Origin of the sequence: Arcicella aurantiaca (assembly GCF_003148625.1) — a bacterium.
Lineage (GTDB): Bacteria > Bacteroidota > Bacteroidia > Cytophagales > Spirosomataceae > Arcicella > Arcicella aurantiaca.
The window spans coordinates 110,810-137,376 of record NZ_QGGO01000015.1 but is presented as its reverse complement, the minus strand read 5'-3'; the positions used below and the strand labels follow the sequence as shown (position 1 = coordinate 137,376).

Annotated in this window: 29 protein-coding genes; 11 read left to right on the top strand and 18 right to left on the bottom strand. The window is 34.6% G+C overall.

Annotation, left to right across the window (positions count from 1 at the left end; all coding sequences use genetic code 11):
* Positions 1–58 precede the first annotated feature (58 nt).
* The 5 genes from LV89_RS14955 (at position 59) to coaE (ending at position 2,604) form a co-directional block, all read left to right on the top strand.
* Positions 59–358 carry a YtxH domain-containing protein gene (locus LV89_RS14955; protein WP_109743719.1) on the top strand — a complete coding sequence of 100 codons (300 nt, stop codon included), beginning with the start codon at positions 59–61 and terminating at the stop codon, positions 356–358.
* A 14-nt stretch (positions 359–372) separates the two neighbouring features.
* Positions 373–810 (top strand): DUF1573 domain-containing protein, encoded by a 438-nt coding sequence (locus LV89_RS14950; RefSeq protein WP_109743718.1) that lies wholly within the window; start codon positions 373–375, stop codon positions 808–810.
* A 109-nt stretch (positions 811–919) separates the two neighbouring features.
* Positions 920–1,231, top strand: coding sequence for a preprotein translocase subunit YajC (gene yajC / locus LV89_RS14945; RefSeq protein WP_109743717.1), 312 nt, complete (start codon positions 920–922; stop codon positions 1,229–1,231).
* Positions 1,232–1,330: 99 nt separating this feature from the next.
* Positions 1,331–2,005 (top strand): YbbR-like domain-containing protein, encoded by a 675-nt coding sequence (locus LV89_RS14940; protein WP_109743716.1) that lies wholly within the window; start codon positions 1,331–1,333, stop codon positions 2,003–2,005.
* Positions 2,006–2,013: 8 nt separating this feature from the next.
* Entirely contained in the window at positions 2,014–2,604 is a 591-nt protein-coding gene (coaE, locus tag LV89_RS14935; protein WP_109743731.1) for a dephospho-CoA kinase, read from the top strand.
* A 94-nt stretch (positions 2,605–2,698) separates the two neighbouring features.
* On the opposite strand, the gene lpdA is transcribed toward coaE, so the two are convergent.
* The 7 genes from lpdA to LV89_RS14905 form a co-directional block, all read right to left on the bottom strand.
* Positions 2,699–4,102 (bottom strand): dihydrolipoyl dehydrogenase, encoded by a 1,404-nt coding sequence (lpdA, locus tag LV89_RS14930; protein WP_109743715.1) that lies wholly within the window; start codon positions 4,100–4,102, stop codon positions 2,699–2,701.
* Between the two features lie 84 nt (positions 4,103–4,186).
* Positions 4,187–4,486: a DUF4177 domain-containing protein gene (locus LV89_RS14925; RefSeq protein ID WP_109743714.1), complete on the bottom strand. Its 300-nt coding sequence runs from the start codon at positions 4,484–4,486 to the stop codon at positions 4,187–4,189.
* 268 nt (positions 4,487–4,754) lie between these two features.
* Positions 4,755–4,877: a hypothetical protein gene (locus LV89_RS25825; protein WP_262509866.1), complete on the bottom strand. Its 123-nt coding sequence runs from the start codon at positions 4,875–4,877 to the stop codon at positions 4,755–4,757.
* Entirely contained in the window at positions 4,874–5,107 is a 234-nt protein-coding gene (locus LV89_RS14920) for a hypothetical protein (protein ID WP_109743713.1), read from the bottom strand. Before LV89_RS14920 ends, LV89_RS25825 begins: the two co-directional genes overlap by 4 nt.
* A 79-nt stretch (positions 5,108–5,186) precedes the next feature.
* Positions 5,187–6,725: a 2-oxoglutarate dehydrogenase complex dihydrolipoyllysine-residue succinyltransferase gene (gene odhB / locus LV89_RS14915; protein ID WP_109743712.1), complete on the bottom strand. Its 1,539-nt coding sequence runs from the start codon at positions 6,723–6,725 to the stop codon at positions 5,187–5,189.
* Positions 6,726–6,775: 50 nt separating this feature from the next.
* Entirely contained in the window at positions 6,776–7,384 is a 609-nt protein-coding gene (locus tag LV89_RS14910; protein ID WP_109743711.1) for a hypothetical protein, read from the bottom strand.
* Between the two features lie 133 nt (positions 7,385–7,517).
* Positions 7,518–10,250 (bottom strand): 2-oxoglutarate dehydrogenase E1 component, encoded by a 2,733-nt coding sequence (locus tag LV89_RS14905; protein ID WP_109743710.1) that lies wholly within the window; start codon positions 10,248–10,250, stop codon positions 7,518–7,520.
* 261 nt (positions 10,251–10,511) lie between these two features.
* Between LV89_RS14905 and LV89_RS14900 the strand changes: the two genes are divergently transcribed.
* Positions 10,512–11,075 carry a hypothetical protein gene (locus tag LV89_RS14900; protein ID WP_109743709.1) on the top strand — a complete coding sequence of 188 codons (564 nt, stop codon included), beginning with the start codon at positions 10,512–10,514 and terminating at the stop codon, positions 11,073–11,075.
* A gap of 154 nt (positions 11,076–11,229) precedes the next feature.
* Here the strand turns inward: LV89_RS14900 and LV89_RS14895 are convergent, their stop codons facing one another.
* A complete protein-coding gene (locus tag LV89_RS14895) occupies positions 11,230–11,637 on the bottom strand; it encodes a DUF1801 domain-containing protein (protein WP_109743708.1) in 408 nt (135 codons plus the stop codon).
* Positions 11,638–11,667: 30 nt separating this feature from the next.
* On the opposite strand from LV89_RS14895, the gene LV89_RS14890 reads away from it, so the two are divergent.
* The 3 genes from LV89_RS14890 to LV89_RS14885 all read left to right on the top strand — a co-directional run bounded on the left by LV89_RS14890 (position 11,668) and on the right by LV89_RS14885 (position 14,400).
* A complete protein-coding gene (locus LV89_RS14890; protein ID WP_109743707.1) occupies positions 11,668–12,891 on the top strand; it encodes a thioredoxin family protein in 1,224 nt (407 codons plus the stop codon).
* 140 nt (positions 12,892–13,031) lie between these two features.
* Positions 13,032–13,154 carry a hypothetical protein gene (locus LV89_RS25820; RefSeq protein WP_262509865.1) on the top strand — a complete coding sequence of 41 codons (123 nt, stop codon included), beginning with the start codon at positions 13,032–13,034 and terminating at the stop codon, positions 13,152–13,154.
* Entirely contained in the window at positions 13,105–14,400 is a 1,296-nt protein-coding gene (locus LV89_RS14885) for a thioredoxin fold domain-containing protein (RefSeq protein WP_374755149.1), read from the top strand. Before LV89_RS25820 ends, LV89_RS14885 begins: the two co-directional genes overlap by 50 nt.
* Positions 14,401–14,497: 97 nt before the next feature.
* On the opposite strand, the gene LV89_RS14880 is transcribed toward LV89_RS14885, so the two are convergent.
* The 9 genes from LV89_RS14880 to tilS all read right to left on the bottom strand — a co-directional run bounded on the left by LV89_RS14880 (position 14,498) and on the right by tilS (position 23,035).
* A complete protein-coding gene (locus tag LV89_RS14880; protein WP_109743705.1) occupies positions 14,498–15,145 on the bottom strand; it encodes a hypothetical protein in 648 nt (215 codons plus the stop codon).
* Positions 15,146–15,187: 42 nt separating this feature from the next.
* Positions 15,188–16,186 carry an NADP-dependent oxidoreductase gene (locus tag LV89_RS14875; RefSeq protein ID WP_109743704.1) on the bottom strand — a complete coding sequence of 333 codons (999 nt, stop codon included), beginning with the start codon at positions 16,184–16,186 and terminating at the stop codon, positions 15,188–15,190.
* 93 nt (positions 16,187–16,279) lie between these two features.
* On the bottom strand, positions 16,280–17,530 hold the full coding sequence (locus tag LV89_RS14870) for an MFS transporter (protein ID WP_109743703.1): 1,251 nt from the start codon (positions 17,528–17,530) through the stop codon (positions 16,280–16,282).
* A gap of 28 nt (positions 17,531–17,558) precedes the next feature.
* On the bottom strand, positions 17,559–18,380 hold the full coding sequence (locus tag LV89_RS14865) for a hypothetical protein (RefSeq protein ID WP_146199169.1): 822 nt from the start codon (positions 18,378–18,380) through the stop codon (positions 17,559–17,561).
* Positions 18,373–19,209: an MOSC domain-containing protein gene (locus tag LV89_RS14860; protein WP_109743701.1), complete on the bottom strand. Its 837-nt coding sequence runs from the start codon at positions 19,207–19,209 to the stop codon at positions 18,373–18,375. Before LV89_RS14860 ends, LV89_RS14865 begins: the two co-directional genes overlap by 8 nt.
* A gap of 127 nt (positions 19,210–19,336) precedes the next feature.
* A complete protein-coding gene (locus tag LV89_RS14855; protein WP_109743700.1) occupies positions 19,337–20,212 on the bottom strand; it encodes a TraB/GumN family protein in 876 nt (291 codons plus the stop codon).
* A gap of 25 nt (positions 20,213–20,237) precedes the next feature.
* Entirely contained in the window at positions 20,238–20,831 is a 594-nt protein-coding gene (locus tag LV89_RS14850; RefSeq protein WP_109743699.1) for a hypothetical protein, read from the bottom strand.
* 104 nt (positions 20,832–20,935) lie between these two features.
* On the bottom strand, positions 20,936–21,436 hold the full coding sequence (locus LV89_RS14845) for an RNA polymerase sigma factor (RefSeq protein ID WP_109743698.1): 501 nt from the start codon (positions 21,434–21,436) through the stop codon (positions 20,936–20,938).
* Positions 21,437–21,703: 267 nt separating this feature from the next.
* Positions 21,704–23,035: a tRNA lysidine(34) synthetase TilS gene (gene tilS, locus LV89_RS14840; RefSeq protein WP_109743730.1), complete on the bottom strand. Its 1,332-nt coding sequence runs from the start codon at positions 23,033–23,035 to the stop codon at positions 21,704–21,706.
* A gap of 142 nt (positions 23,036–23,177) precedes the next feature.
* Here tilS and LV89_RS14835 point away from each other — a divergent pair, with 142 nt between their 5' ends.
* Together LV89_RS14835 and LV89_RS14830 are read left to right on the top strand one after the other, a co-directional pair.
* The gene (locus LV89_RS14835) at positions 23,178–24,833 is read left to right on the top strand and encodes an OstA-like protein (protein WP_158279594.1); all 1,656 of its coding nucleotides are present in this window, start codon (positions 23,178–23,180) and stop codon (positions 24,831–24,833) included.
* Between the two features lie 269 nt (positions 24,834–25,102).
* Entirely contained in the window at positions 25,103–25,741 is a 639-nt protein-coding gene (locus LV89_RS14830) for a T9SS type A sorting domain-containing protein (RefSeq protein ID WP_109743696.1), read from the top strand.
* A gap of 62 nt (positions 25,742–25,803) precedes the next feature.
* On the opposite strand, the gene LV89_RS14825 is transcribed toward LV89_RS14830, so the two are convergent.
* Positions 25,804–26,367 carry a methyltransferase family protein gene (locus LV89_RS14825; protein ID WP_158279593.1) on the bottom strand — a complete coding sequence of 188 codons (564 nt, stop codon included), beginning with the start codon at positions 26,365–26,367 and terminating at the stop codon, positions 25,804–25,806.
* Positions 26,368–26,567 lie beyond the last annotated feature (200 nt).

The window sequence follows — 26,567 nt, the reverse complement described above, 5'->3', positions numbered from 1 at the left end:
TAACTGATAACTGATAACTGATAACTGATAACTGATAACTGATAACTGATAACTGATAATGAGCAAATCATCAAAAACATTTTGGGCATTTATGACAGGTGCCGCAGTGGGTTCAATTTTAGGGATTTTGTACGCCCCAGACAAAGGCGAAAATACTCGTAACAAGTTGTTCTATCAATTACAAAAATACAGAGACCAACTTCAAGGCTTGATTTCAGATTTGATTGAAGGAAAAGAAATTCCTGAAACAATGGCGAAATCAGAAGGGAAAAAAGTGGTAAACGAAGCTCGTGAAAAAGCCGAAAGACTTTTGGAAGACGTAGAAAGTATGATGAGCCAAATTAAGGCAAAAGCGTAAATTAAATTATAGCAATGAAAAAAGTATTAATCTTAGCCCTGTCATTTGCTGTTTTTGTTGCTTGTGAAAACAAACAACGTACCGACGCACAAACACTTGAAGAAAGACAAAAAGCCCTTCAGCCTACGGATGATAAATTTCCAGTAATGGAGATTGATACCCCATCGGTTGATTTAGGAAAAATTACACAAGGTGATACCGTAATGCACGTGTATAATTTCAAAAATACAGGAAATATGCCTTTGGTATTGAGTAATGTTAGTGCTTCTTGTGGTTGTACAACGCCTTCATATTCTAAAGAACCTGTTGCCCCAGGAGAAAAAGGATTTATTACCGTTAAGTTTAATAGTAAAGGAAAAGAAGGGAAATTAAATAAAACCGTAACGGCTTTTGCTAACACCAAACCTGCTGAAAACATGGTTTCATTTAAAATAGAAGTTTTAGTAAAGTAATTATGAGTTATGAATGATGTGCGGTCCACCGCTGCGGTTATGAACTTGTTTTCATGAACACAAAATCTATCATTCATAATTTATAACTCATCATTAATCATTAAATAGAATGTTCAACAGTATTTTATTACAAGGATTAGGCGGAGGCGGAGCTTCTTCGTTATTATTAATTGGAGGAATGTTCGTGGTCATGTATTTTTTCATGATTCGTCCTCAACAAAAGAAACAGAAAGAACAACAGGCTTATATTGATGCCTTGAAAGCTGGTGATAAAGTAGTGACTATCGGCGGATTGCACGGAACAGTTGTTTCTGTACGTGACAAATCGGTTGTATTAGAAGTTGATGCAAACAAAGGAGTAAGAATGGTTTTCTTGAAAACCGCTATTTCAAAAGATTCATCTTCACAACTTGCTGAATAGTTTTCTTAAAGTTTAAGTTTTAGAGAAGTTAGAGGGTTAAAAGTCGGTACTTTAAACTTTCTAACTTCTTTATCTTTACTAACCTTTTAACAATTGCCCATGAAAACCGCTTCTTCGAAAACAGATATTAAAGCTATTTTTATAAGTCTTTTAGCTGCCATTATTTTTTGGGTAATGAATGCCTTAAATAAAGATGGTTATTCGCAGAGAATGTCATTCCCTCTTAAATTCTCGTATAACGATTCATTGTATATTCCAACGCAACCACTTCCCGAAAAAATATCCGTAAATGTGTCTGGTAATGGTTGGAATCTACTGCGTAAAGCTTTTGCTTTAGATATTACACCCGTAAAATATTCGATAGAGAAACCTTTGAAAACCAGATACTTAAATACAGGTTCATTGGCTGATTCACTGTCGGAATATATAAAAGATGTGAAAGTTAATTATGTTGTAGCCGACCGTTTTGATTTAGAGTTTGACCGTAAAGTAACTAAGCAATTTATTGTAAAAGTGGATAGTTCCTCAATTCCATTAAAAGAACGTTATGTGATTTCGAGTTTGATAAATGTCAATCCTCGTACCGTTAGCCTTGAAGGTCCAGAGTCTGTGTTAGAAGGAATGGGAAGTACAATTTATGTAAAAATTCCAGGAAAAAGATTGCAAGATAATTTTGATGATGAAATCAAATTGCCAATTTCTCAAAATTCGCTCATCAAGCCTAATAAAGACCGTGTTGCCGTAAGTTTTGAGGTTTCAGAACTCCTTAAATAATGGATTTCATGCAAAAAGTTATTGGAATTACAGGCGGAATTGGCTCAGGAAAAAGTCTCGTGTGCAAGGTTTTTTCTATTTTAGGAATTCCCATTTATGATGCCGATTCAAGAGCTAAGTCGCTGATGAACAATGATTTAGTGCTGAAAGAGTCTATTCAGAATCTTCTCGGAGAACAGGCATACACGTCTTCAGGTGAATACAATCGTGCGTGGGTAGCCTCACAAGTTTTCAATAACCCCGAATTATTAAAGCAACTCAATACTATTGTGCATCCAAGAGTTCGTCAAGATTCCCAATCTTGGATTCAAAAATATCCTAAAGCTCCCTTTTTACTCTACGAAGCTGCCTTGATGAAAGCGGCAGGTGATGGTAATTTCTTCGATAAAGTAATTGTTGTAAATGCTCCCATCGACCTCAGAATCAAACGAGTACAGCAACGAGACAAACGTACAGAGCAAGAGATACGAGATATTATTGCTCGCCAAATTTCTGAAGAAGAAAGACTAAAAATTGCAGATTATGTTATTGAAAATGATGAACAACATCCTGTGTTAGAACAAGTTTTGCATTTGTATCAAGAAATTGGTGAAATATAATAATAAATCAAAAAAGGCTTCTGAATCATATCAGAAGCCTTTTTGTTTACCTTCCCGAAAGTTTTAACATTCGGGAAGGTAGTAGAGAAAATAACTACGCATGAATTGCACGATTTTCAGTTGCTGCTAAACAAGCCTCTTTCATCGCTTCTGTGTATGTTGGGTGTGCGTGCGACATACGAGCTACGTCTTCTGCACTTGCACGGTATTCCATCGCTACAACTGCCTCCGCAATCATATCGGCTGCTCTTGCACCAATGATATGAACGCCCAAAATTTCGTCAGTTGCTTTGTCTGCTAAAACTTTCACTAAACCATCTGTATCCATTGAAGCCGTTGCACGTCCTAATGCTTTGAATGGGAATGAACCCGCTTTGTAAGCAATACCAGCCGTTTTTAATTCTTCTTCTGTTTTACCAACTGAAGCTACTTCTGGCCAAGTATAAACAACACCTGGAATTAAATTATAGTTGATATGTGGTTTTTGTCCTGCAATAGTTTCAGCTACAAAAACACCTTCTTCTTCTGCTTTGTGAGCCAACATTGCTCCACGAACAACATCTCCAATGGCATAAATATTTGGTACATTTGTTTGTAAAGTATGTTCATCAACCACTACTTTACCTCTATCTACGGCAACGCCTGCACCTTCTAAGTTCAAGCCTTCTGTAAATGGACGACGACCGATACAAACTAAAACATAGTCACCAGAAATAGTTACTTGTTCGTCTTTTGAATTGGTAGCCGTTACTGTTACATCATCACCATTATTGACAACGTTGGTTACTTTATGTTGGAAATAGAATTCAGCTTTAAGTTCTTTTTTCAAACTCTTTTGCAATTCTTTTCCCATCGTTTTATCCATCGTAGGAATCATTGAATCAGCAAATTCTACAAAGCTAACATTTGCTCCTAAACGACCATAAACTGAACCTAATTCCGCTCCAATAACACCCGCACCGATAACGATAAGGTGTTTTGGTACTTCTTGTAAGTTTAAAGCTTCTGTTGACGTAATAACACGCTTTTTATCAACTGGAATAAATGGCAATGCTGTCGGTTTTGAACCCGTAGCAATAATTACATTTTTTGCAGTCAAATCTTCTGAAGTACCATCTGCTTTGGTTACTTTAATCGTGTTTTTGTCCACAAAAGAACCTAAACCGTTGTACGTCGTGATTTTATTTTTTTTCATCAAGAACGTAATTCCATCGTTCATTTTCTTCACAACACCAGCCTTACGACCAATCATTTGCTCCATGTTGATTTTTGGAGCAGGAATTTCGATACCATGCTCAGCAAAAGAATGAGAAGCATTGAAGAAATGTTCAGAAGAATCTAAAAGTGCTTTTGAAGGAATACAGCCAACATTTAGGCAAGTTCCACCTAAAACACTGTATTTTTCGATAAGAGCAGTTTTCATGCCCAATTGAGCTGAACGAATGGCGGCAACATAACCCCCAGGGCCCGAACCGATTACTATTACGTCGTATTGCATATTTAAGTATTATGTATCAGGTACTAAGTATTAAGAAATGGCTTAATACAGTTATTCTCTATTAATTATTCTCTATAATCTATTTTAGCCTCTATCAACAATTTCAGATTCGCCGTCACCGTCAATATCAAATCCTATTCTACGGAATTCACTTTGAGATTGCAGAGTTCCCATTTTTTTGAAGATAAAAGATACTTGAACAGTTGTTCCACCAGAATTAATTGAAGTGGTATTTACTAATTCCCAACCTTCTGAGCCAAATTTCGCAAGCATATTATTTACTTCTTTGGCATCAAGTCCAAATTTTCCTTTACCATTTGCATCAAAAAGTGTAGGGCTTAAATCTGCTATTACGGTAAGGTAATCCCATTTAATAATGTTCATTTCTAAGAGATTGTTATTTCTGATTTTATGAAGTCAATACAAATTTTGTTTTTGAAGAAGAAATCAATGCCTAAGACACCATCATATTCACTCAAGATGCCATTTCCTAAGAAATCATAACTACATACTTCAAAGTTATTATGTTTGATACCTAAACCTTCTAAAGACTTAACTTCAAAAACATGAGCAGAAGCAATACCTTTTGCAGTTTCAACTTTAACTTCTTTTCTCCTTTGACTAAAAGAATACCCATTGATGAGTAAAGTCGTTAAATCAATGACTGTATGTGAAGCACAGTATCAACCATTAATCTGAGGTCAAATCCATCTAAAAGAACATCAACAACGATAGTATTATAGCTTTCATCAAGGCTGAATGGAAATTTCATCATAGCCAAATTCTTCTATTTTTAGGAAATTCACCTGTAAAAACCATTGTTGCTCTTTCAAAATTTTCCCTCCAATTAACTCCCGATGCGGCAATATCTCTTTTATCAATTGCATGGTATATAGGAATCCCTGATAAAACTTTTGTTTGTTCTATCAATGGATTTCCCAAAAGCACCCATTCATTTGGAAATAGCTTCTTTATTTCTTCAAAACTCAAAACTTGATTTTCCATAATTTTTGAGGTGTTAGGTTTAAGGTTTTAGGGGGTAGTATTTAAACTAAGACCTAACCCCTAAAACCTAATCACTATGCTAAACGTCCAACAACAAACGAGTTGGGTCTTCTAACAATTGTTTTACTCTAACCAAGAATGAAACAGATTCTTTCCCATCAATAATTCGGTGGTCATAAGAAAGAGCAACATACATAATTGGACGAATAACAACTTGACCATCAACTACAACTGCACGCTCAACGATGTTGTGCATACCTAAGATTGCTACTTGTGGTGCGTTGATAATTGGTGTCGAAAGCATCGAACCAAAAATACCACCATTGGTAATTGTGAATGTACCACCTGACATTTCTTGTAAAGTCAATTTGTTATTTTTAGCCAAAGTAGCCAAACGAACAACTTCACCTTCAATACCTGCCAATGATAAGTTTTCAGCATTTCTGATAACAGGAACTACTAAACCTTTCGGAGCAGATACTGCAATTGAAACATCACAGAAATCATTGTAAACAATTTCTTCACCGTCAATTGAAGCATTCACCGCAGGGAATTCTTTCAACGCAACGCAAACTGCTTTGGTAAAGAATGACATAAAGCCTAAGCCAACGCCATGTTTTTCTTTGAATTTATCTTTATATTTTCCACGTAAATCCATGATTGGCTTCATGTCAACTTCGTTGAATGTTGTCAACATTGCCGTTTCATTTTTCACTTGTACTAAACGACGAGCAACTGTTTTACGTAATGAAGTCATTTTCTCTCTGCGTTGAGAACGACCGCCTGTTGCTGAAACAACTGCTGGAGCTGAAGCAACGGCAGGAGCAGCAGGTGTTGCCACTGGAGCTGGTTTAACAGCAGCATTAGCATCTTCTTTCGTGATACGTCCGCCTACGCCTGTACCTGTTACGCTACCTGCATCGATACCTTTTTCTGCTAAAGCTTTAGCCGCAGCAGGTGATGCGTGACCCGCAGCATAATTTCCTGATTGTGGAGCAGATGCAGTTGCTTGTGGAGCTGCCACAGGTGCTGGACTTGGAGAACTTGCTCCTGCACCAACGGTAATGGTGGCTACTACCGCACCAATTGGCAATACTGAACCTTCTGATGCTACGATATGAAGAACACCCGCAGTTTCAGCAGGAAGTTCGAAAGTTGCTTTATCTGATTCTAATTCACATAAAACTTCGTCCATTTTCACTGAATCACCTTCTTTTTTACTCCAAGTAGAAATGGTTACTTCTGTGATTGACTCACCAACAGCAGGAACTTTGATTTCAATAACTTGGCTTGCAGTAGCAACTGGTGCTACTGGAGTTTCAGCTACGGGAGCTGGGGCAGGACTTGGTGTTGCTACTGGAGCAGCAGGGCTTGCACTTGCACCAGCAGTTTCAATAATACAGATTACCGCACCGATTGGCAATGTTTCACCTTCTTTGGCAACGATTTTCAAGACTCCTTCTGCTTCGGCAGGAAGTTCAAACGTAGCTTTGTCTGATTCTAATTCACACAAAACTTCATCCATTTTTACTACATCGCCATCTTTTTTATTCCAAGTAGCGATAGTTACTTCGGTTATTGATTCGCCTACTGGCGGAACTTTCATTTCAATTGCCATATCTCAATGCTGGATTGTTTTATCCTTTTGTAATGTATTATTCTTAAATATTAATCTAAATATGTATTAATAATTATTTGCCAAACGCCCAATAATTGAGGGAGATTTGATAAATTATAGCGGTCTTTGTCAATATAAACGGTATCGTCTTTCAAATAGAGAAAAATCCATTCATACCCATTCGTACAAACGCCGTATAAATTGGTATATGGAATGTTTCTTTTTTGATTAAAAATCCTTGCTCCGAGTAATTGGGCTGCATTCTGAGACAATGAACGTGGATTATCAATATCCCCTTTTTTTGCCTCACAAACGTCAATCAAGGGTGCTGTTAACTCTATTGAACCGGGAGATTTTGCAAAAATAAAATCACATTCTCCATTTAATCCTTTTGAACGTTCTGCATCAAGATTCTCCCCCGAAAATAACTCAATAACTTCCTTATTTCTATTTCGTACTTCTCTTAAAACAGGCAAAACAATAGCTTCAGAAACTGCCTTTTCGGTTGTTAGGGGCATTTCTCGTGCATTTTCTAATGAGGTAATCAAAAAATCACTCGGTTTGATTAACGCAATAGGTTCGTTAAATAATTTTGCTGTTTTCTGAGAAATTCCAAACTGTTCTTTCAAATCAGAAAATCGGAAATTTTTGTATGACATAATTTTAGTTATCAGTAAACAGTTAATTAGTAAACAGTTATTTGTTAGTAATACCTCTTGCAAAGTTGGACTTATTATTTCAACATGAGGCTCATTCTCATTACTAACTGTTAACTATTTACTGAAAACTGACCTAAGCAAAAGCTCTATCAACTAATTCTGCTTGTTCGATATTATGAACTTTTAAGAAACCTGTTGCAGGAGATGCTGATTTTTTACGAGCAACTAAGCTATCAAATGGTTTCCATCCAAATTCACGAATAACAAATGACCAATATCCCATGTTTTCTGGCTCTTCTTGTACCCAAGCTACTTTTGCTTTTGGATATTTGTCAAGTTCCGCCTGAACTTTTGTAGCAGGGAATGGGTGTAATTGTTCTACACGGACAATTGCTACATCAGTACGGTTTTCTTTTTCTTGTCTTTCCAACAAATCGAAATAAACCTTTCCTGTACAAAGTAATACTTTTTTAACTTTTTTCGCATCAACGAAATTATCACCGTAAACTTCTTGGAATGAACCATCAATAAATTCAGAGATTGGTGACATTACTTTTGGATGACGGAATAAAGATTTTGGCGACATGGTTACCAACGGCTTACGGAAGTTCCAAGCTAATTGACGACGTAATGCGTGGAAAATGTTCGCAGGAGTTGTCAAGTTTGTTACAATGATATTCTCTTCTGCTGCCAATTGTAAGAAACGTTCTGGACGAGCATTTGAGTGTTCTGGTCCTTGTCCTTCATAACCGTGTGGCAATTGCATCACTAAACCATTCATTGTTCCCCACTTAGATTCTTGTGAAGAAATAAATTGGTCAATCATTGTTTGAGCTCCGTTTGCGAAGTCTCCAAATTGTGCTTCCCAAATAACCAAAGCATCTGGATTAGCTAAAGCATAACCAAATTCAAAACCAAGTACCGCATATTCAGATAATAACGAGTTATAAATCTGTAAAAATTCTTGGTCTGGTTGAATATGATTTAATGAAATATAAGATTCATTCGTGTTGGCATCATGCAATACTGCGTGACGGTGCGAGAATGTACCTCTTTGCACATCTTGTCCTGATACACGAACTGATTTTCCTTCTACTAATAATGAACCATAAGCTAATGCTTCAGCCGTTGCCCAGTTCAATGTTCCGTTGTCAAAATAGGCTTTTCTATCTGAAAGAACCTTCTCAATTTGCTTTAACGCAGAGAAACCTTCTGGTAATTTAGAAAGAGAAGAGGCAATTTTATCAATCGTTTCTTTTGAGATACCTGTTTTTGGAGAGTTTTCAAAATCAACAGATTCTGCATAACGTAATTCTGCCCAACGATTATCCAATTTTAAAGGATGATATTCTGGACGAATTTTTTGTTTGATTAAATCTAAACGAGCTTGTAACTCCGCTTTGAATTCGGTGTCCATTTCAGCCGCCAACTTAGCATCAATATCTCCACGAGCAATCAATTTCTGATTGTATAATTCTCTTGGATTTAAGTGATTTGTGATGTTTGCGTATAATGTAGGCTGAGTGAAACGTGGTTCGTCAGACTCATTGTGACCATTTCTACGGTAACAAACCATATCAATAAATACATCACGATTGAATTGTTGACGGAATTCTGCTGCCATTTTAGAAACAAAAACTACTGCTTCTGGGTCGTCTCCATTTACGTGGAAAACTGGAGCATCAATAATTTTTGCAACGTCTGTACAATAGATAGATGAACGAGCATCTTCAAAGTCAGTGGTAAAACCTACTTGGTTATTGATAACAAAATGGATTGTTCCACCTACTTCATAACCTTTCAATTTAGCCATTTGTGTAACTTCATACACAATTCCTTGACCAGCTACGGCTGCATCACCATGAATTAAAATTGGAAGAATTCTGTCGTAATCTCCTTCGTAGTGAACATCAGCTCTTGCTCTACAAAAACCTTCTACTAATGGATTTACCGCTTCAAGGTGAGAAGGGTTTGGAGCTAACTTCAACGAAATTTCAACACCTGATGGAGTAATATGTTTTGAAGAATAACCCAAGTGATATTTTACGTCACCGTCGCCATGAATTTGGTCAGGAAGATTTCCTTCAAAACCATCAAAAATAGCGTCGTAAGATTTGTGCATGATATTGGCAAGAACGTTCAAACGTCCACGGTGAGCCATACCAATCATGGCTTCTTGAACGCCCAACTCAGCCGAACGGTTGATGATAGCATCAAGAGCAGGAATGGTACTTTCGCCACCTTCCAAACCAAATCTTTTTTGACCTAAGTATTTAGTACCCAAGAAGTTCTCGAAAACGACAGCTTCATTGAGTTTTTCTAAAATTTGTTTCTTTTCATCAATCGAAGGGTTGAAAGACAATGCTTCTTTTTCGATTTTTGCACGTAACCATTCTTTTACTTCTGGCTCACGAATATAAGCATATTCAAAACCAACAGAACCTGCATAAATTTTGTTAAGAGATTCAAGAATTGTGCGTAATGAAACGGCTCCAATTCCTAAGAAATTTCCTGCTTGAAATTTAGTGTCCAAATCTGCGTCTGAAAGAGCGTAATCTTTCAAATCTAAGCGAGGCTGACGGTTTTTACGTTCACGAATAGGGTTGGTTTTAGCCATCAAGTGTCCACGAGAACGGAATGCTTTGATAAGACTAATAACTGCCATCTCTTTCTGAATCATTGAAGAATCAGTAGAAGCAACATTAGCTTGCCCGTTAGATGAGCCACTCCACGCAGCATGAAAATCAAACCCTTTAAAGAAGTTTTGCCAACTGATATCTACCGAATTGGGGTCTTGCAAGTACGATTCATAAAGGTCAGAAATCGCTGCGGTATCGGCGTTAGCAATGTATGAAAATTGATCCATTATAATTTTTACGTTAATCTTAGTTGATTTTACGTTTTATTTTCAAGAATGTTTTACTGAAAGGCAAAGTTAAGCTATGCTTTTAAAATAAAGCATATATTTTATTTGTTTTTTACTATAAGTTTGTCAAATTTATATATACAGGAAAATATCATTTTAAAAAGATTTAATTTCTTGGTAAAATACAAAAGAAACATAGTTCATTACTTGTTTTTTTTGTTTTACTAATTCTTTTACTAACATTTTATCCAACACATACAAATGAATATTTTACTTCTTTATTTATATTGTACTATAAGTTCGATTACTTTTTGGTCAAAAGATGGAGATACTCAATTGCAAAAGGCGTTTGAGTATGTAAATCTATTTGCTCAGAAAGATTCTATTTTAGCTGAATGTACAAATACTTCTAAAACCCGAAAGGTGGTAGTTTCTCCTCAACAAATTGCTTTTGATATTAATAATGTCATGTGCAGTTTTATCCAAAAGAAATATAAAAAGGAAGGAATGTCGTGTTCGCAAATTAATATGAAAGAAGGACGATTGATTACACTCACCTCTGATTCTGTGTATAGAGAAATTAGCAAAATAAAACCAATCCCATTCAATCAGAGTGTAATGTATAATAAGGCTCGTGAACCAGAGATTGGTTATGCTATCATGTTCTCGGATGTTTACAAAAATTGTGTAATGGTAGAATTAAGATATTTCTGTAATAATCAAGCTGGAAATGCTTGGGGAAAGAAGGCAATCGTTTTTATGTTTGAATTTGATGCGAAGGATAATATCAAAGCTGTTTATCAGAATGAGAAAAAATATCGGTAATGTGAGTTTTTGAAGTGAAGGGTTAATAGTTTATGAGTTAAATAGTTCGCTCGTTTTGATACCCAATACGTTATTTGAAAATATAAAACGTTTAAAGAAAAGTTAATGAACTCTATTCTTCAAACTACAATTTTTCATAACCCATAACCCTTCGTTACCTCTTCTTCATCACCATATTATAAAATTTAATCTCAGGATTTGTTTCGTTGAATAGAATAGCTTCTTGTAAGGTTTCTAAAAAACCTTCCTCTTTTTCTTTATAATCTTGCAAATTTTTGAATGAGATTCCCTTTATCAATTTCCGATTTTTGGCATCTAACAAACCTGCTTCGTTGCTCAGGTGAAAACCTTTGGCAAAACAAACCTCAACGACATTCGTTTTCTTGATGACGTTTAAGTAACAAAGGTGGTCGAAACAATAAAAAAATGGAATGCTCCAAGAAATCCGCTCTCGGATAGTTGGGTGAGCCAACATGATGACTTTTCTTAATTGTAGGAGTAGCGGTCGGAGAGAGGTATCTTTACTTTGAATAAAATCGTCTATGTCGAGAAATTTTGCCATAATATTTTAAAAGGTTCAGTTTAAAAATCAATGAATAAGCAAATTATATATTTTTTCGTAATTCTTCTTTCAATCATTACCAATGATTTATTTGCTCAGGGAATACAATGGCAAACGGGAAATTTTGAAAGTATTTTAAATAAAGCCAAAGTTCAGAAGAAACTCATTTATATTGATATTTATACTACTTGGTGTGGCCCTTGTAAGCAAATGGATGCGGAGGTTTTCGCTAATGCGTCGGTGGGGAAATTATTTAATGAGCATTTTATTAATTATAAAATTGACGGAGAAAAAGGCGAAGGGCGAGATTTAGTAGATTATTTTGAATTGGACAGTTACCCAACCAGTATGTTTATTGACGGCGATTGGAATGTGGTGATGAAATTAGAGGGATTTCGTCCAACAGAAAGATTATTGGAATCAGGAGAGCAGGTAAAAGAAAGAGGAAAAATAAGTGGTTCAGATGATGAGTTGGAACAAGCCTACTCAAAAGGAAAACGTGATGTTCCTTTTTTGTATGAATATATCAAAGCGAGAGCATTTCAGAAATTAGATAATGGAGCATTATTAGATGAATATTTATCGAAAATCAATATAGAACAGTTAAAATCTGAAAAGACGGAGAAACTTATTTTAGAAAATGCGTCTCTACTTCGTGGACGAACTTTTGATTATTTAATGACTCGAAAAAGTGAATTGATTTTTGAGCGAAAAATCAAAGGAATTATCTCTCAAAATCTGAATAAAGCGGTTAATCAAAAAAACGAAAAATTACTTAATGAAGTTTTGACAGCCAATGGGCGACTGAGCAAGACTTTTGCAGAGGCAAATGAATGGAATACAGAAGCAAAAATGAATTATTTTATGCTGACCAATCAGCTCGAAAAATTCTTTGTAACGGCTGATTTTTTCATGGATACATACATTTTAAAGAAAAATATTTCCAGTTTTCAAAACCTTCCAGAGTTGAAGGACGTATATAGTCAAAAATTAAGGAAAGCTTCAAAATTTGTGGTAGAACGCTTTAAAGAGCGAGAAAAATTAGAAAAAGCAGTTGCTTGGATTAGGAAATCGTTAGAAATTGAAGAAAAATCAAGTAATAACGAAATTTATTCAAGACTTTTGTTTACTTTAGGCAGTAAAATAGAAGCTATTGGACTGATGGACAGAGCTTTGGAATTAGCCAAAAAAGAAAAGGCAGATAGCGATTATCTGGATTTGTTAAATAATGAGCTTGCCAAAATGAAACGTTAAAATTTGCAGATTTAATTTAATAAAAAGAAAACACTTTTATTTTTACAATTTAGAATAAAATTCAAATTAATTTTGGTATATTATTTGTAATATACTTCGTTTGAATAAAGAATGTTTATCCGCCAAAAAACATCGCCCTAATGAATTTATCAAACCCATTAAAAAGAAATGAAAAGATTTTACCTGTCACTAATATGTCTGATGGTCAGCCTTTTGGCTTCGACTCAGGTTTTTTCGCAGGGGATTATTTTTCGGCAAGATGATTGGCAAAACGTTTTGATGCAAGCAAAAGCCCAGAAGAAATTAATCTTCGTGGACATCTACACAACGTGGTGCGGCCCCTGTAAAGAGATGGATAAAAAGACTTTTACAGAGTCATCGGTTGGCGACAAATTTAATGCCAGATTTATCAACTATAAAGTTGATGCTGAAAAAGGCTTTGGTATCAATTTGGCCAAACGCTATAATGTTACATCTTATCCAACCTGTCTATTTGTTGATGCTACCGAAAATTTAATGTACAAACAAGAAGGTCTTTTGAGAGCTCCTGATTTATTAAAAGAGGCTGATATGGTCTTGAATAATCAGGCGAATGCAAAACCTCGTTGGGCTTTAGAAAAATTGTACAATGAAGGACGTAGAGATTCAGAATTTTTGAGTGAGTTTATTGCTGTAAACTCTTTATACACAATTGACAATACCAATTTGGTTGAAGAGTACGTAAAGTCGTTGACCCCAATTCAATATTCGTCAGACAAAACGCTTCGTATCATTGTTAATAATGGTTTCAAAATTGACGGAAAAGCTTTTGAATTATTGCTAAAATTCCGTGAAAAAGCAGAGAGTTTATTTGAAGGTGGCGTTGAAAAAGTTAATAGAGCATTTTCTCAAAGTATCAATGAAGTATTTGATGTTGCCTTGAAAACGAAGAATCAGGCGATGTTTGATAAAGCTTTAGCTGCCAATTTGAAAGCATTGCCCAATACTGCGGATAGAGTAAATGACAAAAATAAATTGGCATTTTATTTAGCGATGAAAGACGTTAATAAGTTTTCAGAAGCGGCAGAACAATATCTTGACCAATATGTAATGTTTGTGCAAGTTGAAAGTATTCGCAAGCAAGATTTGTGGGAATACGAAAAAATTATGCAGAATTATAAATTAGGTATTCGTGATTCGGTTGGAGCAGGAGCTGCACTTTATCAAAACTTAAAGAAAAATGCAAAATATACAATGGCTCGTTTGACGGCTAATGAGTTGAACGAAGTGGTAAAAGCATTTTATGACCAAGTGGATGATAAAGCTAAATTGAAAAAAGCCGTTGAGTGGGCAAAACGTTCGTTAGAATTGGTAGAAACGCCTGACAGTTATCACTCTTACGCACAATTGATGTTGAAGCTTGGTGATAAGCAAATGGCTTTAGACATTGAACAAAAAGCTTATGATGTGGCTTTGCGAGAGAAATTAGATACGCAAAAATTTACCGCAGCTTTAGAAAAAATGAGGTAATTAATTGATAATTATAAATTGACGATTGATAATAAAAATGGTCTTTGAAATTAAATTTCAAAGACCATTTTTATTTTTAAAATACTGATAAAGGAGCTTAAATCAATTTTTCTATTTGTACACGAAGTCCTTTCATAATTCTAAAAATATCAAAAATTTCATCGTCAACGCAAGAAAAATCCGTACTAATAGCATATTCTTTACCTACCAAAGCCATAAAACACCAATTTCGTCCAATGATATAACTACCAAAAATAGGTCGGTCGTCATTTCGATTTGCATCATGATTTAGATGTTGTGCAACAAGCATCGCAATTAGAGCCTGCCCTTTGGGGTCGCCATTGGGGTCAGTGCCACGCTTATATTCACTCAAACAAAAATAGGGTTTTTTGGGATTTCTAAAACCAGATGCAATCATGCCATCAACTCTTCCAGAAAGTTCTATATCGTTGATTGTAGCACCAAGTTCTCTTTCTAAAAAATAGGAATATTTTTGATTTGAAATTCCTGAAAAGACGATTAAGGGACTAATTAGTTTGTTTTCAAGTTCAACTTCGTTCCAGTCATCGCCTCCAAGCATAAGATAATCTTCACGAAGACTTCCTAAATATCTTTGTTCATAAGCATCTGCTTCGTGTTTATGAGCCAGTAATTCATCTAAAATCGGTAATGAACGTACTTGTAACAAACCGAAACTTTCTTCGATGGTGTCTAATGTCCAATCTCTTAAATTACTTTTTATCATTGCATTGTTATTTTATACTTCAAAAATACATCATTTTGTATTCTATTCAACCTCCAAAATCAATTTCCCAAAATTTTTCCCAGAGAATAACATCATCATTGTTGGTAAGAAATTACGAATTCCTTTTTCGATGTGTACTTTTGATTGCAATTTTCCTTCGTGAATCCAACCTGCCATTTCACGGGCTGCTTTTCCGTAGTTTGCAGCATTGTCAAATACAACAATACCTTCCATTTTGGCACGATTGACCAATAGTGCAAGGTAATTTGAAGGTCCTTTCACAGGTTCTGTATTATTATATTGAGAAATCGCTCCGCAAATAACAATACGGGCTTTCATTCTGATTTGTCCTAAAACAATATCTAAAATTTCACCGCCAACGTTGTCAAAATAAATGTCAATTCCTTCTGGGCAAGCCGTTTTTAGAGCTTTTCTTACGTCTTCAGTTTTATAATTGATACAAGCATCGAAACCTAATTCATTTACGCAATAGTCACATTTTTCTTGGTCGCCTGCAATACCAACCACTTTACAACCTTTGATTTTTGCAATTTGTCCAACCACACTGCCCACCGCACCAGACGCACCCGACACTACAACGGTTTCTCCTTCTTTGGGTAGTCCTGTATCTAATAATCCGAAATAAGCCGTCATTCCCGGCATTCCTAAAGTTGCCAAGTAGGTAGTAAGAGGAGCAATATTGGTATCTACTTTGACCAAATCTTTTCCCGTAGAAACAGCATATTCTTGCACGCCCCAACCGCCTGTCACGTATTGACCAACTACAAAATCTGGATTATTTGATTCAATGATTTGCCCTGCTGTTCCTGCTCTGAAAACCTCCCCAATTTGAATGGGTTTTATGTAAGATTTCCCTTCGTTCATCCAACCACGCATGGCAGGGTCGAGAGAAATATATTTAGTTTTGATAAGCACTTCACCTTCTTGAATTGATGGAGTGGCTGATTCTTCAATCAGCAAATCACTTTCTTTAGGATTGCCAACGGGACGAGCTGCTAATTTTACTTGTGTATTAATCATGTTTTTGGAGTTGTGAATTAGTAAGTTGTGAATTGGTGAGTTTTGTTAAAGATGATTTTAATCACAATTCGCAACTCTCTAATTCACAACTATTTACTTGTCGAATTTCAAATTAAATAATTCTTTTGAACGAAACCATACGATGGTTACGATAATCATGGTCATTGCTCCGCCGAAAACTACCGAAGGAACTGTTCCTAATAATTTTGCGGCAAGTCCAGATTCAAAAGCCCCTAATTCGTTTGATGAACTTACGAAAATACCATTTACCGAAGAAACTCTCCCACGCATTTCGTCGGGGGTGAAATAACGTAAAACTGTTTGGCGAATAATTACGCTCACACTATCAAACGCTCCTGTCAAGAATAACGCCACTGCTGATAACCAGACGTTTGTGGAAAGAGCAAAAACCAAAGTGGCAATGCCAAAACCTGCAATTGCCAAAAGTAGATTTCTCCAAGCATTATTTAGTGGAGGAAAATAAACCATAACCAACATCGTGAGGACTGCCCCGATAGATGGTGCTGCCCGAAGAATCCCCAAGCCTTCAGCTCCGACATGTAAAATATCTTCTGAATAAACGGGTAATAAGGCAATTACGCCACCAAAAAGCACCGAGAATAAATCTAATGAAATAGAATACAAAATCACTTTTGTTTTGAAAACGTAAGCAATTCCTTCACGCAAAGAATAAAAAATATTCACTTTCTGTTCGTTTTGTGCAGGAATAGGAGGGGAGGTTATCGTCGAAATTAATAACATAACTACGCCAAAAAGCCCTACAACTACCCAAAGCGTATTGGTTAAACCCAAATAAGCATATAAAAAACCTGCTAACCCCGGGCCTAAAATTGCTCCTGCTTGCCAAAATGAACTTTGCCAAGTGGCTGCGTTAGCAAAAACCTCTTTCGGAATTAAAAATGGATTGAGTGATGAAGATGCAGGACTATAAAATCCTCTGGCAAAACCAATCAACATAATTACGCCATAAACTACGGTCAATAATTGTGTTTGAGAAAGTCCAGAATTGGGTGATGTTGCCCAAATTAATACTAAAGAACCAACAATAACAAAAGCAAGACTTGCTTGCATAAGCGTTTTTTTATTGCGACGGTCGGCCAAATGCCCACCAAAAAGAGCTAATGATATATAAGGTAAGGCTTCTGCTAAACCAACTAAACCTAAAGCAAGTGGGTCGTGGGTGATTTTGTAAATGGCGTACCCCAAGACAACTTCTTGGATAAGCAAAGCCATTGTAACAAAGCTATTGGCAAAAATAAAAGCAACAAATTGGGGGTATTTGAGGGCAATGTATGGCGACTGTTTGGTTTCGGTTTGATTCATTTGTTGAATGATTGGGGATGCTGATTTTTCAAAAAATAATAAATAAAGGTAATAAAAAAATGCCGTCTCCTACCCAACGGTAGCGGTCATTTAGCAGAAAAATATCATTGAATCTACTGATTATTAAAAGAATAAAACTCATCAATATTTCAATAAAAAATACTTTACTAAGATAAGTAAACTCATTTGTGATAATCCAATAAAAAGCAATTGTCATCACAACGGCACTTATAAGGATAATAATGTTATGGGATTTTTTAGTTCCCCAATAACTGGCAAGATTATGACAATCTGGATTTTTTTTAAATTCTGAGAGCGAAAAGAGAAGAAGATTCTGAAACGTAATGAGTAAAAAAAGAAGTCCAACAAACAAATTTGAAATGGAAAAACTGTTTAAAATGGTGGTACTAAATACGCCCATTGTATATACGACTGAGGTAATGGGTTCTTTATAATGTTGGAAATTATTGTCAGCAGAAAACCGATTGGTAAGATAGAGATAAATAGCTGTTGTTGACGTTGTTAATATGCCTAAAATGAGAATGTTGTAAGGAAGATAAAATAACAAAATCGCACAAAAAATAATCGAAATAAATAGGCAGACTGTTAAGATTTTGCGGTGTTTTTGGTGAAAAAAGTGCCGTTCTGTTTTAATTTGACTTGTTTTTTGATTATCCAATAATCTATCTAAAATGTAGATAATCCAAACCGAAAATCCTAAAATCGAAACAATTGGAGTTGAAATTTGAGCGTTGGAAAGAGATAGTTTCCAGAACATGATATTACAAATCATTGCCCCAAAAACTACATCTAAACTCAACAAATGGGCTATTTTTAGTAATTTAAACAATTTCAAATTTGGCTAATTTCTGACGACTTTTCACTTCTATCGAATCTCCAACGGCAATTTCACCTAACTGACTTATTAACACATTTTGTCCGAATAAAATTTTATTACCTGCTTTTCTAAATTTATTTAAAGTCAAAAGTGGCTCTTTACCTGCTTTTTCACCCGTCGCTTGGTCAATGGTCGTCATGATACATCTTGCACAAGGTTTTACGCCAAAGAAACGCACATCGCCAACGGTGAATTCGTGCCAAGCATCTTCTTCAAAGGGTTCTCCGCCCGTGAAGACCAAATTGGGTCTAAAACGGTTGATATTTATGGCTGATGCTAAACGATTATTCAAATCATCAAGTGATGCTTGTCCCGCAATTAAAATTGGATAACCATCAGAAAATGAAGTGATTTCGTCGCCTTTTAATGAATATTGAGCATCTGTTTTTCTATGACTTTCTTCTGGCATATACACCAAACGAGCTTGAAACGATAACGCCTCTGTAAACCATTGTGAAGCTTCTTTACTAACTTCTAAAGCCTCAACGGTATCGTCCCAAACAGTAGCTTGTATGGCATTGGTTGATGACGGTTGACTAAGGTTGATAACCAATTCTTTACCTGTTTTACGATTGGTAATGATGAGTGAATTATCAATAATTTCCGTCTGAAAAATTGCCAGAACAGAAAATTCTCGCTGACTCAAAAAGCGTCCATTTTCATCAACCAACATAAAACGGCGGTCATTTTCAAGTCCTCGGTCGGTTATATTAGCTTTTGAAAGAGCAATTCCGCCTAAAGATTTTACAGGATAAATGTATATTTCTGATAATTTTAACATAATTCTAAGCGAAAAGCGATTTTGCGAAATGCGAATAGTTGGTAATTTGAAAAATAAATTAGGTAGTTATTTTTTAGTGAAATTATTATGTAAACCAATAACCAATTACCCAGTTCTCAATAACAACTTACTTAACTGCTTTTACGGTATATCCTTGTTTTTTTAAGAGAGCAATCACTCCTTTTGAACCGCCTAAATGACCAGCTCCAACGGCAAAGAAAGTTGGTTTTTCTTTTGAGATTTTTTCAATTCTACTAATCCAATTTTGATTACGAGTTTCTAAAACGTCTTTTTCAAAACCATCACCCGCAAATTTAGAATTTGCCATATCTTCTATCATCAAATCAACGTCTTGTTTTTTATAATCTGAAATCAACTTTTTCAGTTCCGCTTTGCCTTCGTTCCAATTTGCAATCAGTTGTACAAGCATTTCTTCTGCTTGTTTTTTCATCCCCATTTTATCAATTGCCGCAAATTGTTCTTGTACCGTTTCCAGTCCTAAAACTTCTTTATGTTCTTGGCTCGCCATTTTTACGAAAACTTCTTCGTAGCCCTGCATCGGGCAATTTAACATTTTGGGAATGGTAAAAGAACTCAAAACAAAAGGCTTCATTTGCTCAAACATTGAAATGTTCGTTTTTAAAGAATCCTTGAAAAATGTGCTAACTTTTTGATAGTCAGATTCTGATAATAAAGTTTTTAATGTTGAACCGTCTGTCATCATCAAATTCTTTTGCATTTCAGTCATCATTTGTGGGTCGTCCATATCCAATTCAAGATAAATCTGCTGACTTTCAGAAAAAGCTTTTTTCGTAGCTTCCGTCATGATAAAATCTTTTTTACAAATGGCATGAATCGTACCGTATAAATAAGAAGGCTGAGAAAGTCCATTGCCCGAAATTTCATAAAGCAAAGACTTGTCTTCTTTTTGAGCGTAAATTTTGGTAAAATACAAGGAGCTGAAAATCAGCGAGATGATGAAAAATTTAATAGGATTGGTCATTTTATGTAAGGATTATACTATTGGTTTAAGATTGGATTTGTAATTCAGAAAGGTGAGATTTTAGCTTTTCGAGATGATTTCTATACAAAGTTTTAATTAAATATTTATTGTAAAAATAAGCAATCGGGCTGATTATTAAAGGCAAAATTACCAATTCTCGCAACTCAATTTCTATTTTGGCTATTTCGGCAGCTACAACTGTTCCATAAAACATCAAAGGTAATAGCAAAATATTATTCAGAATAGTAATCGTTTTGATTTGTTTTTCAAACTTTTTAACGGTGAAATTTAAGGTAGAAACTAAATCGTTTTTTGTGGAAAATTCTTGATATTTTTTCTGATTAATCAAATAGAAAATTATCCCAATACTTGTGGAAACCAGAAACAAAAAGGCAATTGATTTATGATAAAATTGAATATTTGTTCCAAAAATGATGTACAATAATGGCAAAATTAGCAAGCAACTAACCATTACATCAAATTTTAAATTTTGATATAATTTATCAGAAATTGCTTTTGATTTTTGTTGAGTGAGAGACTCAATTTCTTTACTATCAAGGTCTTCTTGATACATAACTTGCGACTCTTGCCAAATATTTTTTAAATCGTCTAATTCCATATTTATTAATTAAAAATGAAGATGTAATAATTAATACTTGAATTGATTTACTGAAATTTTAAGTACGAATAATAAACAGATATGTTATAATTATTCTCTATTAGTTATTCATTTTTAACTAACATCGTTCTTAATTTCTCCCTAATTCGGGTCATTTTTACTCGTACATTATTTTGCGTAATACCCACAATTTCAGCGATTTCTTCATTGTCTTTTTCTTCAAAATAAAGCATCACAATTGCCTTTTCAATTTCTGAAAGTTGAGCAATAGCATGATGTAAAGTTTTGAGTTTTTCGTCGGTTGTATTGTCATAACTTTCATCAGAAATATTAAGGATATTTTCGCTTAATTCAACTCGTTGGGGACGGCGACTTTCTTTTCTGAAATCTGAAATGGCAACATTTAACGCAATTTGATAAATCCAAGTAGAGATTTTGGATTCTTGTCTGAATTTTGGGAAGGCACGCCACAATTGAATTACAATTTCTTGAAACAAATCCTTTTTATCATCAGGGTCATGCCGATACATACCGCACACTTTATGTACGATACCTTGATGCGTTTTGAAGATTTCAATAAATTGATTTTCAGTGGATTGATTCAATTTCTTGAGGTTTTTAGGAGATTAGTCGTAAAGAAGGGCGTAGAATTACAAAATAATATTTTAGACCACAGATTTTACAGATTAGACGGATTTACACTGATTTTTGATATTTTAGTCAGAACCATGATTTGTAGGAATGAAGATAATTTCATGATTTTTTAAGTTAAAATAACTCGTAATCCTGTTTAAAGGTCATCTCCAAAAATATAAAATCACATAAAAATCAGTGTAAATCTGTTTAATCAGTAAAATCTGTGGTCTAAAAATTTACTTAATATTTTCAAACAAAATTACTTTCTCGGTTTTATCCGTCACTTTAAATCTATCGTCGATTCTCATGCCGATAACCCAAACCACCGAGCCATTTGAAGTTAATAAATAAACGTCTTTTTTGAGGTTTAACGGTACTTTTTGGTCGATAAGAAAATCACTAATTAATTTCTTTTTATTCATTCCCAAAGGACAAAACCAATCGCCTTCTTTCCACTTTCTAATCTGTAACGGAAAGCGAACTTTAGTAGCATCTAAACACGCTATTTTTTTAGCCGTTGGCACAGTAAAATCTTCAGGTTTATCAAATGGTTTCCCGAATGATAATTTCAAATGATTAATTTCTAAAAGCTCATCTTCGGTCGTAATGATTTGACTTTCAAATGTTTTTAGATTTTTTGGCGTAATAACCAACTCCGTTCTGTCTTTCACCAACGTATGCGTAGGCGTCAGGAAACAACGTCCAGCTTCTTTGTCGAAAGCCTCAAAAATATCTTGACTTTGTTGATACGTAAAATTGTACGGTTTCAACAATTCCGCCAATTTAATAACAGGCTGCGAAAGCGTTTGAATAGCTTTATAATTGACAAAAGTCGCCTGAGCGTCTGACCATGTAATTTGTTTACGCAACATTTCCATTTCTTGTTCAAAAATATCTTCAACTGCCGAAATTCGTTCAACGGTTTGTTGAATGGTATTTTCCAGATTTGGATTAATTTGTTTCAATAAAGGCACCACCTCATTCCGAATCAAATTACGTTGATATTTATTAGATTCATTAGAAGAATCTTCTCTCCAAATAATTTGATTTTCAACAACATAATCAAAAATTATTTCTTTTTCAGCAAATAACAGCGGACGAATAACAAATCCATTTTTCGCTCTAATACCGTGCAAACCTGCAATGCCTGTGCCTTTTGTGAGGTTCAATAAAACCGTTTCTAACACGTCATTTTGATGGTGTGCTGTTGCGATATAATCACAATTTTGTTCTTTTCTGATTTTTTCAAACCATTCATAACGCAAGATTCGGGCAGCCATTTGCGTAGAAATTTTTTCATTTTCCGCAAAATCAGACGTCTGAAAAGTCGTTGTAATGAAAGGAACTTTATATTTGATAGACAACTTTTTAACAAACATTTCGTCCTCATTAGACTCTTCGCCACGAAGTCCAAAATTGCAATGAGCAATCACAAAATCAAGTTTTGCTTTGCTAAAAAGGTCGCACATAACAACCGAATCCATGCCACCACTTACCGCCAAAAGCGTTTTTTGCGTAGGTTGAATCAGGTTTTGTTTGTTAATAAAGGTTAAAAACTCGTCGAGCATCGTTTTATTTAGGTAATTTTGTACCACAATGATTATTATGAAATATTCAACAAAAATACATCAAATAAAATCAATTTTAGATAACACTCTGGTTTTACAGACCAAAGTTGGGTGTACTTTTTTGAGCTTTATTACCAAAAATATGTCTCGATATTTATTGAGTTGCTTTGCCTTATTTCTGCTGTTTTTTTCGCTAAATACACAGGCACAAGTACCCGCAATGCCTACCAATCCTAATCAATTAGAAATTATCAAAGCGGATAGTTTAGTTGGAATGAATTTGCCGTTTATGCAAATCAGAAAGCTCATGGGAAATGTTGGTTTGCGACAAGGAACAACGCTTCTTTACTGTAATTTGGCAATTTTAAATGAGACAACCAATATTTTGGAAGCGTATGGAAAAGTGAAAATTATTCAAGCTGATACCGTAACCATTACTGGAGATACCGCCTATTATTTTGGAAATGAAAGAAAAGCCAAAATTAATGGTCGAGTGAAATTAGATGATAAAACAATTATTCTGAATACCAATAAATTAGATTACGACCTTAATTCAAGCGTAGCTTTTTATAATACAGGCGGAAAAGTTTTAGACAAAAAAAGTACCCTGACCAGTAAAGAAGCCTATTACAATACAGTTACAAAATTGGTAAATTTCAAGACCAATGTAAAAGTTTTGGATAAAGACGGAAACTTATCGGCGGATTCACTTCGATATAGTACATTGTCAAAAGAGGCGTTTTTTGTAGCTCCAACGCTCATTGTTAATAAAAAGGATACAACCTACGCCAATCCTGGAAGTCAGTATAATACCCTCACCAAGATTTCTAATTTGAAAGGACGTTCAACGGTAAAAACTGAAGATTACGTCATGACTGCCGATACCATGATTTATGACCCACCCACCGAAATTGGCGTGGCAAACGGTAATATTTTATTTATTTCAAAGAAAGATAAAGCCATTTTGACGGGCGATAAAGGTCGTTATTCTAAAAAAACAGGCATCACAAGAGTATTTGGTCATGCCTTATTGAAGAATATTTTTGAAAATGATACGCTCTTTTTGAACGCTGATACCTTGGTTTCATTGGACAATAAAGAAACGAAAGTCAAGAAATTATATGCCTACAAAAAGGTGCTGATGTACAAATCTGATATGTCGGCAAAGTGTGATTCTTTGAGTTACAATGTGTCAGATTCCACGATTTATTTCTACCAAAAGCCGATTCTCTGGAATACCAAAAATCAGTCAGAAGCCGATTCAATTAATATTGGATTGAGACATAATAAAATCAAAATCATGAATATGAAAGGTAAATCTTTCGTGATTTCGATTGATACTTTGGTGAATTATAACCAAATAAAAGGACGTAAAATGGTGGTGAATTTTACCGATAGTTCACGAGTAGAAAAGGTAACTGTTGAAGGAAATGGAGAAAGTATTTACTATGCCATTGACGAAAAAAATACCGTTACAGGCATGAATCGGGTACAATGCGGAAAGATGAATCTTAATTTTGCCAAAAATAAAGTGAGTCGAATTGCCTTTTTAGCCAAGCCAGACGGCAAGTTTATTCCTCCCAAAGAAATAAAACCTGATGATAAAGAATTGGACGGTTTCAGATGGCGATTGGCAGAAAGACCAACCAAAGAAATGATTATGAAAGTGGTTGCTCCGCCAATTGAAGTAAAAATTCCACAAGTGAAGAAAGATTCGGTAATAATTAAAAAAGAAGAAAAAGAAGTCAAGAAAACCCCATTAAATAATTCTAAGAAAAAATTAAGGTCAAAACTTTGAAAATTGAATAATTTTAATATATTTTTGTTCAAATGTTGAAAAATAAGTATTTGGTAATCAGCATATAATCAAATACTTATGTGATTAATTAAAAATAATTAACAATTTTTAAGAGTCCGAGGTGCAACCTTTTACGTAATTTTGTAGTCTAAAGAATATAAACGAAGTAAAAGATAATCTTCGCACGATTTTTGTAAAGTATAAACAAGCTAATTAATTTATTTAAGAGGCGTAAAATAAGAATATCTGAAGAGAATATTTACAATGCAATGAAACCTATACTAAGAAATACGCTGATGTTTTTAATGACGATAGTTACGCTATCGGGCTTAACGACTCATGCACAAACAGACAATAAACATAAAAGCCGTTTGGATATAAAACCTAAGGCTAAAACGACATTATCGTCGTCGGTATTGTTTAAGAAAACATCTTTTTCGCTTTTTCAGCCATCATCTTTAACGTTGGATAGAAATATCAATTATCAACGTTCGGCTTATATTAATCAATATTTTACGAATTCATTTTTATTACAACCTGCCAAAACACAGGCTATCAGAAATGAAGCAGTGGCTCAGCCTGTTGTGAATGCAGAAAGCAAGGTTGATGAATTTATTTCTTCGGAAGATAGATTATTTTCAAACGAGAAATTGACCGTTTCAAATATTTATCCAAACCCTGCCGATGACCACGCTGATATTGATTATGTGATTTCGTCGCAAGTTGGAGAGGCAAAAATTACTTTTTACAATATTTTGGGAAATGAAATGAAAGAGGAAGTTTTAGAGAAAGACCAAAGAAAAGTAAGAGTATCAACGAAAGACTGGAACAATGGAATTTATCTTTATCAATTATCAGCAGACGGTAAGTCGTTGGTTACAAAGAAGTTATTAGTAAGACATCAATAATAAGTAAGATTTAACGAAACTAAAAGAGGCTATGTTCATAACGAATGTAGCCTCTTTTATTTTTAAAACTTTGGAATTAACATGGGTACTTCTTTTTGATATTTTTCATATTGTTTTCCAAATTCTTGTACTAATTTTTTCTCTTCAAAATAGATTCCAATTCTTATGTAAAGAGTTAACGCAATGGCTGTTACCAAGTAAGATTCTGTGGTGAAATATCCGAATGTTCCCCATAAAAACAACAAAATACCTGTATAAATTGGATGGCGAACTACGCTTGAAACGCCTTCAATCTGTAAATCACTTTTTTTCTTTGCGTCGTTAAAATCGATTCCTAAAAACGCTTTTAAATCATAATTTCTGAAAGAGACATACACCAAATAAATGCCTGATAACATCATCATTCCACTAAGGATTTGGCTTAAAAGAGAACTTTGCATCATATTTACAGATGGTAAGGTTACTTGTAAATAAAGTATAGGAATGATTAATACTATCGCTAATGAGTTGTAAATCAGTCTATAATATTTTGATGGGAAGGCTTTTTTTAATATTTCTGTTGCTAAAAGAGAATGGATTGCACCATAAATGAGCCAAGCGATTCCTAAGTAAATGTTAGTTTGCATATAAGTATCTAAAATTGAGATGTAAAAATACAAATGTTTAAGGAAATATAGCGAGAGAATAGTGATTGACAAGGAGGTAAAATCTATCATTACTTATCTAATTGTTATGATATCGGTAGCATAATTCCGAATAATTAATTTTAAGACGTTAAATGAAAAAAACAGGATAATTGAATTTGAAAATTTGACTAACTTTAATT